At 35.1% G+C, this 14,867-nt stretch carries 9 protein-coding genes and 1 other RNA gene; 9 read left to right on the forward strand and 1 reads right to left on the reverse strand.

Going from position 1 to position 14,867, the window contains the following annotated elements; all coding sequences use genetic code 11:
- Positions 1–18 precede the first annotated feature (18 nt).
- The 8 genes from ssrA (at position 19) to AB1K81_RS13790 (ending at position 10,538) form a co-directional block, all read left to right on the forward strand.
- Positions 19–379, forward strand: a transfer-messenger RNA (tmRNA) gene (gene ssrA, locus AB1K81_RS13755).
- Between the two features lie 441 nt (positions 380–820).
- Positions 821–2,248 carry a PTS mannitol transporter subunit IIBC gene (locus AB1K81_RS13760; RefSeq protein ID WP_412977227.1) on the forward strand — a complete coding sequence of 476 codons (1,428 nt, stop codon included), beginning with the start codon at positions 821–823 and terminating at the stop codon, positions 2,246–2,248.
- 32 nt (positions 2,249–2,280) lie between these two features.
- A complete protein-coding gene (locus AB1K81_RS13765) occupies positions 2,281–4,377 on the forward strand; it encodes a BglG family transcription antiterminator (protein WP_412977228.1) in 2,097 nt (698 codons plus the stop codon).
- A gap of 14 nt (positions 4,378–4,391) precedes the next feature.
- Entirely contained in the window at positions 4,392–4,829 is a 438-nt protein-coding gene (locus tag AB1K81_RS13770) for a PTS mannitol transporter subunit IIA (protein ID WP_412977229.1), read from the forward strand.
- On the forward strand, positions 4,830–5,984 hold the full coding sequence (locus AB1K81_RS13775; protein WP_412977230.1) for a mannitol-1-phosphate 5-dehydrogenase: 1,155 nt from the start codon (positions 4,830–4,832) through the stop codon (positions 5,982–5,984).
- A 347-nt stretch (positions 5,985–6,331) separates the two neighbouring features.
- Positions 6,332–6,751 carry a hypothetical protein gene (locus AB1K81_RS13780; RefSeq protein WP_412977231.1) on the forward strand — a complete coding sequence of 140 codons (420 nt, stop codon included), beginning with the start codon at positions 6,332–6,334 and terminating at the stop codon, positions 6,749–6,751.
- An 89-nt stretch (positions 6,752–6,840) separates the two neighbouring features.
- A complete protein-coding gene (locus AB1K81_RS13785) occupies positions 6,841–7,068 on the forward strand; it encodes a hypothetical protein (RefSeq protein WP_412977232.1) in 228 nt (75 codons plus the stop codon).
- A gap of 383 nt (positions 7,069–7,451) precedes the next feature.
- Positions 7,452–10,538, forward strand: coding sequence for a GNAT family N-acetyltransferase (locus tag AB1K81_RS13790; RefSeq protein WP_412977233.1), 3,087 nt, complete (start codon positions 7,452–7,454; stop codon positions 10,536–10,538).
- Between the two features lie 115 nt (positions 10,539–10,653).
- Here AB1K81_RS13790 and AB1K81_RS13795 read toward each other — a convergent pair whose 3' ends face one another.
- Positions 10,654–12,684, reverse strand: coding sequence for an alpha/beta fold hydrolase (locus tag AB1K81_RS13795; RefSeq protein WP_412977234.1), 2,031 nt, complete (start codon positions 12,682–12,684; stop codon positions 10,654–10,656).
- A 478-nt stretch (positions 12,685–13,162) separates the two neighbouring features.
- Between AB1K81_RS13795 and AB1K81_RS13800 the strand changes: the two genes are divergently transcribed.
- Positions 13,163–14,815 (forward strand): glycerol-3-phosphate dehydrogenase/oxidase, encoded by a 1,653-nt coding sequence (locus AB1K81_RS13800; RefSeq protein ID WP_412977235.1) that lies wholly within the window; start codon positions 13,163–13,165, stop codon positions 14,813–14,815.
- The last annotated feature ends 52 nt before the right edge of the window (positions 14,816–14,867 follow it).

Here is a 14,867-nt window from a genome sequence, read left to right on the forward strand (position 1 = left end):
CGAGCGTTTTCCTTTTATGGGGACGTTACGGATTCGACAGGGGTAGGTCGAGCTCAGGTTGCGCGTCGAGGTTACGACTCGTAAAACGTTATCGCCTAAATATAACTGGCAAAGAAAACAATTACTCTTTAGCAGCTGCATAAGCTAGCCTAAAGGATCCTTCCCGCTTTCGCCCGTGAAGCGGATTGAAGGGTCTCAAATTGAGCGGGCTATTACGGCATCCACCGTCTGAGGATGGCCGTAGAAATTAATCAGACTAGCTACTCGGAAGCCTGTTGGTAGGCTGAAGAGATAGCGAAATATAATATACCAACTACACGTGTAGAAGCCTGAGTGTCGTTACCTTTGGACGCGGGTTCGACTCCCGCCGTCTCCACCAATACATATGTTGGTGGTTTTTTTGCGTTATTGTGGTTTAAAGCATAGACTTTCTATTTGGAAAGTCTATGCTTTATTTTTCATTAATTCCAATTGGTACGATACAGAGGATTGTTTTAGAATTGTTAGAAAGATTACTGTTTGGGTTCTAACGATTGAAGTGTTCTTTAATAATATGAGTTTTTTGATTATAAAATTTTAAAGAACCAAAAGAGAAAATATTGGAAAATTCATCTATTATTAAATGATAGTATAATATTCCTAGTGGTTTATTAGATAGATGGCTACAGAAATACTCATCCTATAGAGTGAACTTTAATTTTGTCAGGAAGTAGATTGACAAATTCATGTTTAGAATAGATTGAAAGTCCTACTGTAAGCGCTGTATTATTTGAGTGAAGAACTTATCTAAATTTATATTAAGAATAGGAGAGGGTTAACGATGGCAGAAAATAAAGGATTCCGTGCCAAAGTTCAAAAGTTTGGTAGTTATTTAAGCGGAATGATCATGCCAAATATTGGGGCTTTTATTGCTTGGGGTATTATCACTGCTTTATTTATTCCAGATGGCTGGATTCCCAATGAAGATTTAGCAGCATTAGTAGATCCAATGATTAATTATCTTTTACCATTATTAATAGGTTTTACTGGTGGACGTATGGTCTACGATATTCGTGGAGGTATAGTCGGTGCTACTGCAACCATGGGTGTAATCGTTGGGGCAGATGTTCCAATGTTCTTAGGTGCCATGATTATGGGACCACTTGCTGGTTGGTGTATGAAGAAAATTGATGGAGTGTTTCAATCAAAGATTCGTTCTGGATTTGAAATGTTATATAACAATTTCTCAGCTGGTATTTTAGCAGCAATTTTAGCGGGTATTGCAGTAAAAGTTATTGGTCCTGTTGTTGCAGGATTAAATAAGGTATTAGCTGCTGGTGTTGACTTTATTATCGATGCAGGTTTATTACCACTAGCTAACATTATTATTGAACCTGCAAAAGTATTGTTCTTAAACAACGCGATTAATCACGGAATTTTAAGTCCTATAGGGGTTGAACAAGCTTCTGAAACTGGACGTTCTGTATTATTCCTACTTGAAGCAAACCCAGGTGTCGGACTCGGTATTTTATTAGCGTTTATGGTATTTGGTAAAGGTGCAGCTAGAAGCTCTGCTTCTGGGGCGGCAGTCATTCAATTTTTAGGTGGGATACATGAAATTTACTTCCCATATATCTTAATGAAGCCTGCTTTACTATTAGCTGCTATCGCTGGGGGAGTTAGTGGTGTCTTTACTCTTACAATTTTTGACGCTGGACTTGTCGCACCGGCATCTCCAGGTAGTATTTTTGCTGTTCTAGCTATGACTGCTCAAGGTAGCTATCTTGGCGTAATACTTGCAGTTGTAGTATCAGCTGCTGTTTCCTTCGGTGTTGCTTCACTAATCTTGAAAACAAGTAAAGAAAAAACAGAAGATTTATCAGACGCTACTTCAAAAATGGAAGAATTAAAAGGGAAGAAAAGCTCAGTTGCTAGTGCACTTGCGCAAAGTGATAGTGAAGCTCAAGAAGAACTTGCAGCAGTTGTGCAACAAGATGTCCATAAAATTATCTTTGCCTGTGATGCCGGTATGGGATCAAGTGCAATGGGTGCTTCCTTATTACGAAACAAATTTAAAGAAGGAAATATTGATATCGAGGTTACAAACAGCGCAATAAATGAATTGCCTAGTGATGCGGATATCGTTATTACACAAAAAGAATTAACTGACCGTGCTAAAGTAAAGCTTCCAAATGCGGAGCATATTTCGGTAGATAATTTCTTAAACAGTCCAAAATATGATGAATTAGTTAAGCGATTAAGTAAATAAAGTGAGAAAATCATTGGAGGGGGGTGAACAGCTTGTATATTTCAAGTAGAGAGCGAAAAATAATAGAGATTCTTTTTCAGTCTGAAGAGGATGTCACGGTAAAAGTAATTGCGGAAATGCTGGATGTTAGTGAACGAACCATTCATAGAGATTTAAAAAACATTACTGGAATTTTATCGGATTACGATCTTGAATTAGTAAAACGGTCTGGAATTGGACTTCGAATCATTGGAACGAATCAGAACAAACAAGAATTCCTTAAAGCATTGAATAATCAAACCTTTTCAGAATTTACATCTGAAGAGCGACGAGCTATTATTTTATCCTCTCTTTTAGAGGCGAAGGAACCAACAAAACTGTTCACCCTTGCCAATGAATTAAATGTAACGATTGCAACGATAAGTCATGATTTAGATCAACTTGAAGGAGAACTCGAGTCCTTTAACCTGCAATTAATTCGTAAAAGAGGATATGGGGTAGAAATAAACGGGGAAGAAATTAAAAAGCGAGCTGCCTTAAGTCAGATTATCACAACGTATATTGAGCCATTTAAGATTGTTTCGCTAAATCAAGATATTTCTTCTAAATGGGAATCACCATCAGAAGTAATCTCAAGTCGTTTACTTGGATCTGTTGATCCGAAAAAGCTTTTCATCATACAAAATGTGGTCGAAAAGGTAAGACGAGAATTGCCACATGAATTGGCGGATAATTCTTATATTGGATTGGTCGTTCACTTAGCACTTGCAATGGAACGACTTCAAAAAGGTGAACATATTACATTTGATACAGAGTATATGGATCAAATTAAGGAAACAATAGAATATTCAATTGCCAGAAAGATTATTCAAGACCTTGGCAAGGCATTATCTCTTGATATCCCAACGGATGAAATTGGCTATATTACGATGCATCTAATGGGGGCAAAGCTACAATTAAGCAAGAATTATTTTATTGAAGATTCCACTATGGATATAGCGGTAAAAGCGAATGAGTTAATACAATTTGTAAGCTCCAATTTATCTGTCGATTTAACGGATAATATCTCATTATTAAATGACCTAGTTGCACATTTAAAGCCAACGGTCTACCGGATTAAGCAAGGAATGCCTATTAAAAATCCAATGCTTAAAGTCATTAAAGAAGATTATCTGGAGCTCTTTGATTTGATACGACAAGGTGTTAGTGAAATTTTTAACGAAATGAAAATTCCAGATGCTGAAATTGGCTATCTGGTTTTACACTTTGCAGCGACATTATTGAATAAAAATGATATTCGGATACATGCATTAGTTATTTGTTCTAGCGGAATTGGTACCGCGAAAATATTAGCTTCGAAATTACTTCAAAAAATACCAGAAATAGAACAGGTAGAAAATAAATCGATATTCGATTTAGATGAGCTTAATCTAGATGACTATGAAGTTATTATTTCCACCATTCCATTATCCGGAATTGATCGGGAATATATAGTAACTTCTCCAATGTTGACCGATGTAGAGGTCCAACGTATTCAGAAAATGATTCGAAAAAGAAAATTACAATCTAAACCAAAGCTTTACGAAACACCGTTCACAAGTGGTGGAAATGAGCTTAGGCAGGATTTTATTTATAATTTGAAGGCTACACAACAATATTCGGAAATTATTCTTTCATTATTAGAAGTCTTTCAAGTAAACGCTATATTAGAACCAACTTCGATGGAGGTATTAAACACTATCTGCACAGAACTGGAAGCTTTAGAAATTATTCGGAATAAACGGGTCATCCACGACAAATTGATAAAGCGTGAACAAATAAGCGGTTTGGGTATCCCGAACACGTCGATGTCATTATATCATGCTAGGTCTGATGAGGTTGTTAAACCTTGTTTCCGAGTCTATACATTACCTAACCCTATCCTCGTGCGGGGGATGGATGAAGCAGATATGGAAATTAATACTATATTGCTTATGTTAGCACCTGAAAATACGAGTAAAGAAGTATTAGAAATTTTAAGCTATATTAGTAATTTACTGATCCAAAGAGAAGAGAATATTAGGTTATTTGAATTAGGGGATGAAATAAAAATCAAAGAATTTCTTACTAAGCAATTTCAACGATTCTTAAAGGAAAAAAATCTATTTTAAGGAGTGCATCAAGGGTGACTAAAGAAATTTTAACTCAGGAAAATATTCATTTAAATGAGGCGTTTGATTGCAAAGAGGACGCAATTCGATATACGGGTAAAATTCTTGTGAAGAATGGATATGTAGAAGAAGAATATATAGAAAAAATGCTAGAAAGAGAAGAGCTCTCTTCCACTTATATGGGAAACAACGTCGCTATTCCACATGGTACAGAAGGTGCTAAACAAGATATAAAGGAAACTGGAATATCCGTCGTTACAGTGCCAAGTGGTGTTGAATTTGGACCAGGAAAAATTGCTAAAGTATTAATCGGTATTGCCGGTAAAGGTGATGAACATTTAACCGTATTATCGAAAATTGCAATTGTTCTTTCGGAAGAAGCTAATATTGAGAAAATCCTAGCAGCAAAAACCAAAGATGACATACTACGTCTTTTTAATGAGGTGAACTAAGTGCTAGCTGTACATTTTGGAGCAGGAAATATTGGTAGAGGCTTTATTGGTGCACTATTGTATCAATCTAATTACCACACAACATTTGTCGATGTAAATGGTGCAGTTATTGATGAAATTAATGAGAAACAGGAATATAATGTGGTACTAGCCGGGGAAGAAAAGGAAACATTTAATGTAAAAGATATATCTGGGATTAATAGTATGATAGATTCCGAAAAAGTAATCAATGCTATTACAAAAGCGGATCTAATTACAACTGCAGTTGGTCCAAATATATTGAAATTAATATCTGAGCTCATTGCATCTGGGCTGAGGGCTCGATTACAAACGAATCCAATACCACTTAATATTATTGCATGTGAGAACATGGTAGGTGGTAGTGATCTGTTAAGAGAAAAAGTTTATGAGCATCTGTCAAAAGAGGAAATAGCTCGTATGGATGAACTTATTGGATTTCCGAACGCTGCGGTTGATCGGATAGTCCCTAATCAGAATAATAAAGATCGCTTAGAGGTTATGGTAGAACCATACTTTGAATGGGTGGTCGATAAGTCAGCTGTGAAAGGAGAAATTCCTAAAATTAATGGGGTTACTTATGTGGATGACTTAAAACCATATATTGAACGGAAGCTTTTCACTGTAAATACTGGCCACGCAGTTCCAGCGTATTTAGGTTATAAGCTGGGGTATCGTACTATTGTTGATGCAATGAAGGATGAGACTATCCAGGAAACCTTAACTGGGGCATTATTGGAATCTGGTGAAGCAATTATTCAAACTTACCATTTTGATAGAGATAAACACCATGAATACATCCAAAAAATTATTAAACGATTCCAAAATCCATATATTTCGGATGAGGTTACACGTGTGGCGAGAGGACCAATTCGCAAGCTTGGTCCAAATGATCGGTTAATTCGTCCAGCGCTTATGTATATGGACATAACGGGAAAAAGCCCTTCGAATCTATCTAAGGTTATTGCAGCTGCATTAAATTATGAATATGATGAAGATGCAGAAGCGGTTGAATTAAAGAATATGGTTACAAAAAGAGGTTTTGAAGATACATTGATCAGCATTTCTGGACTTGATGCAGAACATGCATTAGTTTCTATTGTAATGAAAGAGTTAGAAAATATACATGTAAGGTGAACTTGTTAAAATCACACTTAAAGTGTGATTTTTTTGTTTTGATATATCCATGTCAAAATCATCGATATTTTTTTGAATATTGAAACATTTATAACAACCTTTTCGTATTATTAATAGATTAGTTTACAGTAGTAATATTAACTTGCCTTTAATGATTGACATTGGATACCCTTTTTATATAGTCGAATTGCCCATTTTACCTCTGGAGTTTAGCTTGGTTCGCAAGTGATTTAATCATGATTGGAATACGTTAATTACAGTGTAGGTACTGTGATTGGTTATGTCATATTGATGGCTTAACGTCAAAATAGAAGTTAGGATGTAGGATTGTATAGGGGGATATTAGGATGAGAAAGAAAGTTATTATATTTATTGGAATATCTTTGTTCTTTGTTTTATTAATTATTTTAAGTTTAAAAGGCTCATTTCCTCCTAGTTTCAGTATAGGAAACCCCTCAGCAAAAGATATATTAGAAGGAAATCCGGATGTTGACATTTTGATGCTAGATGGACTAATATATTCGGAAGCTACAAATTTGGAATGGTTTAAAGAAAGTAATTATACGAAGGGTTCACTAATTGGTGAAATTAAGAAACAGACCTTTAATCCGTTTTGGTACCAAAACTTTTATGCTACGAACCTACCAGAAGGGTCAAAAATATATTCTGTCAGTGAAAAAGAATATTCAAAAGGTGATGCACCAAGCATAATTATTGTGGAACATAATAATGAGATATTGATTTATCATTCATTAGTAGAAGGTTAGAACCATCGGATCATTACATCGGCGAACTTGAACGGTAACATGAATTTAATGGTTATCATGATAAAAATAATGGAAAAGAGGGGGATAGCATGAATAAAAATACTGGGTTTATACTAGGCTCACTATTCGTTCTAACAGGTGGCGTAATCTATACAATCGAACGGTTAAGTTCTAATATATATTGGTTAGGACAAATTAATTCGGGAGCATATCCGCCTACTCCAGAAAATTCAGTACCTGATAATTTCTTTACGTGGTCTTTTCTTTTAATAGGGATTGTTTTACTAATATATTCTTATATGAAAGCTAAACCTTAAGTTAAACATTAGTACTTAAAAATGGAAAAAATAGGTTTACAACCTAATGAATTTTCTGTATACTGATGGAGTAATAAACATTCAAAATATTATAAAAGGAGGTTGTATATCATGATCAGAGTAAATCAAACACTAAATAAACTAAATAATACGCGAAATACAACCTACTGGTTACGTAAGTCCTTTAATTAACCATTACTGAATTTATACCATGGGATGTATTGTGCATTCTATGGTTTTTTAATTTAAATTATGATTGATTTGTTCATTATGAATAAATCTAATTGGGGAACCATTCTTATTCAGGGTGGTTCTTTTTGTTTTAGTAAGGTGATATTAAAGATTGTAAATCAGGTATTGAATGAAAGGGAGATGAAAGTTTTATGGACATCAAGATCGTAAAGTACGATGAAAGCTATGCAGCTAAAGTTGCAGATATGTGGAACCATAGTCGCGATGGCTGGGGTGGGGCAAACACGGTAGATACAGAAGAGTCAATTTTACATCGGGAGAGGAATTCAACTAATATTCATACTTTCCTTGCTTTAGAAGGAGAAAAGGTTGTTGGGTATTGCGGATTTAGTGAGTATCGCGATGATGAAGGGGCTTTATATATTCCGCTTTTAAATGTACGTGATGATTATCATGGGAAAAAGATTGGGAAGAAATTATTGCTAACTGCACTTGAAGAAGCAATTAGCTTAAAGTGGCCAAGACTAGATTTGTACACATGGCCAGGTAATACGAAGGCTGTTCCATTATATAAAAAATGTGGGTTTTTCTGGGAAGAGCGCGATGATACAACGCATTTAATGAACTTTATGCCAACAGTGTTACATACTGAAGCGGTAGCCGATTTTTTTAAGGACGCTAATTGGTATGATATGAGTACGAGAGAAATTGAAGTAAAGCCTGATGGAAGAGTAGAAAATGATTTCCATTACTATGAATATTCATGGGAAAAAGAGAATCAAACATTGAGAATAGAATTTGAACGAACTGGAAGAGGAATTAGGTTAATCGAAACAGATGATTATTATATTGCAGCATCAGTCCATGAGCATCAACTAGTTTTTGGTGACCAGTACGAAGTTAGGTACACCATTACAAATAAAACTGGTAAACCACTGCAGATTGACTTAAATGGTGTCAGCAATAAAAATATTGAATACTCATTTGAAAAATCAATAGATGTTACTGACGAGGTAGAGGTTATCGGAAGCTTTTATATAAATCCAATAGAAGAAGAACAGAATTCATTCCGAACACATCCTACAGTGAAGACAATTGTTAAAATTAATGGTAAGGAAGCAACCTTTAAACTGGGAATTTTACCGAAATATCCAGCGCAAGTTACAGCCTATTTTCAAGAAGATTTAACATTTAAAGGGAATAAAAACACATTCTACTTAGACTTAATGAATAATTTCTCTGAAAAAATTCATTTTGAAGTAGAGCTTCCAGATTCACCAATCATGGAGATACAAACTAAACAATTACATTTAGAAATGAATCCTAAGGAAAGAAAATCAATAGCTTTCCAGTTTGTAGTAAAAGAATTTGGCTTTTATGAAGCATCTCTACCTATTAAAGCAATCAAAAACAACGGGGAAACTGTCGAATTCACAAGATTAATCGGTATTCCATTACGAGGAATCGGTGCGAAATTCACTGGAGCTGATGAAGAAAAGGTTCAATTGTTTAATGGACAATATTTTGCAAGTTTAAACAAAAAAGGGAATACCATCGATATAGGTAGGAAAAAACAGGATAGCAGCATTCGTCTGATGACACCGAAAGTTGGGAAACCATACTCTGAGGAACTTGCTAAAGCAAAATATAGTAATATAGAGTTTTTTGAAGAGGATGCAATGATTGGCGCGAAAATTACCTATATTCTTAAAGCCCTTCCATCTATTAAACTACATTTTATTATCAAGTTATATCGTGACGGGCTTGTAGTAAACTATTATGAAGTAGAAAATGTGTTAGATGTAAAAACAACTGAATTGATCTGGGTTAATCAGCCTATCTTTTTAGGATTAGACAAGGCTATTATTCCTTACAAAGGGGAAGTAGTGGAGCTAACTGACTCGATTGGTAATTCCTATGAATATTGGGATGATAGTCAAGTAACGGAGAATTGGATATTTTCTAAAGGGGCAATAGATCCAGTCGGTATTTGCTGGGAATCACCTAGTAAAGTACATTTTGATTCATGGTATCACTACTTTGAGCATGAACTAGGGAAAATTGATTCTAGAAGTATCCAAAGAACCAGTCCAATCGTATTCTCTATCGGTGCCTTTCATGAGGTGGAGAGCTTCCGAGCATTTGCGAATCATACGAGCTCTAAAAAAGTGAAACATGTTAATCACTTAAGAGTTTCTTTAGAAAATAACAATCCGTTCGTTCAAGGTGAGAAGGCTATCGTAAAAGTAACAGACTATAAATCAAATCACCTTCATGGAGAATTGTCGGTTTCACTTCCAAATTTAGAAAAGCTTGTAGAAGAAAAAGTAGATCGAGAAAAGAAGAAAACGGAGTGGTCTGCTGAATTACTATTAGGAGAACTATCACCTATTTCAATAGTTAAAGTAAACGCAAGTCTAGATGCAACGGTTCAAGAACTAGAAACACTTGTTATTCAACAAAGGGACGGTAATATCGAGCAAGTTGTTGGAGATGAGCAAGGGATGGATGTATGGAAGTTGAATAATGGGGTGATAGAATTTAAAGCAGCACCAGAGTTTTTCCCGGCACTTCATTCGCTTACCTATCAAGGTCATGAATGGCTAGATACTTCCTTCCCTACGCTTCAACCAAAACTATGGTGGAATCCGTGGTCTGGTGGGATTTCAAGCGGGTTAGCAGAAATTAGACCACATTCATTAGCAAAAGAAACTACAAAGGCTGATTTTGCTAACCTAATAGATAATAAAGGGAATAAATGGCAAGGTATTAAGCTTTCTACGACCATTGAACAGAATGAGGAGTTTAAAGGGCTTACTACACATCAATATTTTCTTACACTTCCAGGAGTACCTATTTTATGCCATGTTTCAGAACTAGATCAACAGACAGGGAAGTTTTTCAATGGTAAAGTCTGGCAGTCAACTGCATTTTTAAAATCTGATGAAGTAATGGAAAACAACTGGGTGAATCTACAGGATAAAACCGGAAAGTGGTTGAAACTTGTGGCTGGGAAAGATGAAAATGATTTGAGTGTCGATCGGAACCTTATTGTTGGTAGCTATAATCGAAAAGAACATCTTCAATTGATTTCTAATGTAGAAAATACGATGAGAGAAGTATATATTAATAAAACGGTGATGCTAACTGGTGCTTGGGAGAAATTAAATGTTCCATCGAATTCTACCCAATTTACCAAGCCGAACTTCTATATCTTTACTGATACGGTAATTGATGATAAAGCACAGTATGACCTACAGGAGATTTGCTTTAAATAAAAGAAGGTACATTCGAATCATTATCATTAACGGTTACGGTTAAATCAGTTGTAAATTAAAATAAAGCGAAGGTAAGTTGTTATTCCTTACCTTCGCTTTATAAATATACTATCTATTAAAAGATAGTATATAGTGCTGTGTTAGCTAGAGTGATTAAGGTCATTAATATAGTGTTCAAGAATGCACCTACATAAACGTTGCCAGTTTTTCTATATAGGAATCTATTAAAGATTGCCGCAATAGCTAAAACAGGTACAAGCCCTATAACGATGATTGAAGATAATGCTTGCTCAGGATAACCCGCTGTTCCGGTAATAAATAGTAGGCCGTAATGATAGATTAAGTAAAGAATCAATCCTCCAACGTAATGTAGGATAGCAATAATATAACCTTTTATTCCCTCATACTTCTCACCATTCGTATTGATATTAACGGAAATACCACTAACAAAATAATAAATAAAGAATAGTGGAGCATATTTCAATAGCGCAATGACATGCTGCATTTCAAAAGTTTTTACTGCAAAAGTCCAAAGACGGAAGTCAGTTTTGAAAATAGCATCAATTGCAAATAGAACAGCATAACCAATTACAATAGCAATAATAGCAGTTAATATGGAAGCTATTACTGATGAAACATTAGCTTTCACTCCATAATTGGCAATGGTTGCACCTTCTGGTTTTTTGGCAATGTAATGATAGCAAACCATAATCATCAACATTACTATTGCAACGTTAATAGCCCAATAAAGTACAGGGTTTGTAGTGGGTGCTCCAAACATTTCAGTTGTAGCGATCAAGGTCGCCTGATTTTTCAAGTAGAAATATTGAACTAGACTTAATAGTAACATAATAAATGAAACGGAACGAATCGATTTGTCAGATTTCTTAACTATAGAATAAATTAAGAAAATAGCTGAAGATATAATAATTACTAGACTAATTTGTCTTAATAACCTCATACCATAAAACGCTTCATTTGCGCTAGAACCATATAATGCTGAGAAGAATAATGCAGGGAATAGTCCACCTACAATCAGCAGAATATATCGAGTCATTTTAGATCCAGCAGTTTTAGGTTCAGATAATGGTTCTGGTATTTTAGTATAAATATTTTTGAAGAATGGTAACTTCGAAATTAACAGTATAATTGGAATAAAGAGTAGGAAAAATCCGATAAGAGCTATAAATTCAAAGTACTCTTTGTAAATCCAGGTTTGGCCATCTTCATCGACAGTAACTAAATTACTATAATCTGCAAATGCCATGCTGTAAAAGTCAATTGCATAAGAAGTAGATTCTTTTGAAAAATGATTCCATGGATGAATTTCATTCGGCTGGTAGATTACTCGTGTTCCACCATCAACTTCATATACTTTACCAACTTCAGGATTTTCTGGATTTCCTAAGAATCCTTTTCCTTCCTCAGTTGCTACATAATCTTTTCGAACAACGGTTTGCCCGGTGGCTCTTGCGTTTTCATCGAAAAAGAATTCATCATAATTTCCGGCAATTTTACCTGAATATCTTGGCCCGTATGCGTTATTAATGTCATCTTGTGAATAGCCAAGTGATAATAACCATTGATAATCTGATCCCATTGTTAGTGAACTATGAATTTTTCTAATTCCAGTCTCTTGGAAATCCATTTCATCAAGTATGACCGCATGTGTTGATGAGAATCCACCCATTGAATGGCCAGATACAGCAATTACACCATTACCAGCTTCGTCTTTTAACACATAGTCTTGTTCATACATATATTGAACTGCATCATACATAGCATTTGGCCAAAATGAGAAAAATGGAATTGGTTTTTCCATAGTACCTGTTGAGTGACCGTGGTCATATTGATCTAATGCTAAAACAACATAACCCCTTTTAGACATTTCTATTGCCTGTGCATCCTGCATTTCCGCAGAATTCAAATAACCATGAGTAGCAATTAGTGTTGGCCTAGGTTCTTCGTCAGCACCGTCAGGCTTATATAGTAGACCTGAAAGCTCTCCTCTTGGAGTGTCAAAGTAGATACGTGACACATCAACTTTTCCACTAGAACTATTAAATTGATTTGCAAATATACTACCTACGATAATTAATAGTAATGAAATAATGACCCATATAACTGGATTTTTAAACCTTCTCAAATTAAATTCCCCCTAAAGTTACTATAATTAATAGTTTAAAATAATGCTTGATAGATATGTAGAACTACGTCTTGTATTATTCATCACCTCGAGTTATTTAAAGAAAAACAAAAAAAGAGAATCACAAACTCTCCTTGAATAATTCAAAGAATAATAAGCGTGAGTCTCCTGTTCTCTTCACAAATATATTAACTTGATAGCTAGTATAGTATGAAGTGAAAACGTTGTCAACAATATTTTACTAGCTGCATAATTGTGTTTTTATTGCAGATGAAGTGTAGTTAATTAAAATATAGAGTTTTCAAAACGCTTTATCCGTGATATAATGAAAATAAGTTAATATCACGGTAGAGAATAAGAGACCGCATAACGTGTCGAAACTAAATTCGACAATGTTTTGTGGTCTCTTTTTATGTATATATGATTTATTATGAATACCTTGATATTACAAATGCTAAGCGGAAAAGGAGAATGTTTTATGAATTTCTCAAATAAAAATCGTAATCAATTCATAGATACTATGAAAAATGAAAAATTTGATGTCCTTATCATTGGTGGTGGAATTACTGGTGCAGGGATTGCTTTAGATGGAACTACTCGTGGTATGAAAGTTGCCTTAGTGGAAATGCAGGATTTTGCAGCTGGGACTTCAAGTCGTTCAACTAAGTTAGTTCATGGTGGGCTTCGCTATTTAAAACAATTTCATGTAAAACAAGTAGCGGAAGTAGGGAAAGAACGTGCCATTGTTTACGAAAATGGGCCACATGTTACTACGCCAGAATGGATGTTACTGCCATTTCATAAAGGTGGTACATTCGGCAAGTTTATGACCTCAATTGGCTTAAGAATGTATGACTTCTTAGCAGGAGTGAAGAAAAATGAAAGAAGATATATGTTAACTGCAGATCAAACTATAGAAAAAGCTCCCCTTGTGAAGAAACAAGATTTACTTGGTGGTGGTATCTATGTAGAATATAGAACGGATGATGCAAGACTAACCATGGAGGTAATGAAGGCTGCTGTACAAAAAGGTGCTACAGCACTGAATTATTCTAAGGTAGTAAACTTAGTTTATGATAATGGTAAAGTGGTTGGAGCTGTTGTGGAGGATCAACTAACAAAAGAGCAATACGAAATTCGTGCTACGAAAGTTGTGAATGCAACAGGCCCTTGGGTAGACACAATTCGTGAAAAAGACAATTCTAAAAAAGGTAAAGTGCTTCGATTAACTAAGGGTGTTCATATTGTCATTGATCAATCTAAATTTCCATTAAAACAGGCAGTATACTTTGACACCCCGGACGGACGGATGATATTTGCGATTCCACGTGACGGAAAAGCGTACGTTGGAACAACAGATACGTTTTATGAAAATGATCCAGTGAGTCCAAAGATGACAACAGAAGATCGTGATTATTTATTAAACGCTATTCACTATATGTTCCCTGAAGTTCATGTTACGAAGAATGATGTAGAGTCTAGCTGGGCTGGAGTGCGTCCATTAATTTGGGAAGAAGGGAAAGATCCATCTGAGATTTCTCGTAAAGATGAAATATGGGAATCAGAATCTGGCTTATTAACTATCGCTGGAGGGAAATTAACTGGTTACCGTAAAATGGCTGAAAGTATTGTAGATTTATTAGCATCTAAATTTAAATTAGAACAGAAAAAATTATTCTCTACTTGTGAAACAAGACATATCCCTATATCAGGTGGGGATGTCGGCGGTTCTGCTAATTTTAAGCCATTTATCGAAAAACAAATTTCAGTAGGAATAGATATCGGTTTAGCGGAAGAAGAGGCAAGACATTTAGCTAACATGTACGGGTCGAATGTACCAGTCCTATTTGAAATTATCAAGGATAGTTCCGAAGTATCAGTGAAATATAATCTTCCATTAACCCTATTTGCTAAATTACAATATGCGTTAGAGCATGAAATGGCGGTAACACCTGTTGACTTTTTCAACCGTAGAACTGGAGCAATCCTGTTTGATATTGCAACTGTGAGAGAATATAAAGAAAATGTGCTAAACTATATGCAAGATTATTTTGGATGGGACCGCAATACTAGTGAAACCTATAAGAAACAATTGGAAATTGCATTAGATGATGCAGCTTTCAAAAATTAATTTTTACCAAGATTAGTATATGATCAAAAACGGAAATGCTATATTCCGTTTT

It is taken from the genome of Ornithinibacillus jepli (assembly GCF_047228935.1).
GTDB lineage: Bacteria > Bacillota > Bacilli > Bacillales > Amphibacillaceae > Ornithinibacillus.

Coding starts and splice junctions, on each gene's coding strand:
- AB1K81_RS13760 (WP_412977227.1), top strand. CDS start 821: ATGGCAGAAAATAAAGGATTCCGTGCCAAAGTTCAAAAGTTTGGTAGT.
- AB1K81_RS13780 (WP_412977231.1), top strand. CDS start 6,332: ATGAGAAAGAAAGTTATTATATTTATTGGAATATCTTTGTTCTTTGTT.
- AB1K81_RS13785 (WP_412977232.1), top strand. CDS start 6,841: ATGAATAAAAATACTGGGTTTATACTAGGCTCACTATTCGTTCTAACA.
- AB1K81_RS13790 (WP_412977233.1), top strand. CDS start 7,452: ATGGACATCAAGATCGTAAAGTACGATGAAAGCTATGCAGCTAAAGTT.
- AB1K81_RS13800 (WP_412977235.1), top strand. CDS start 13,163: ATGAATTTCTCAAATAAAAATCGTAATCAATTCATAGATACTATGAAA.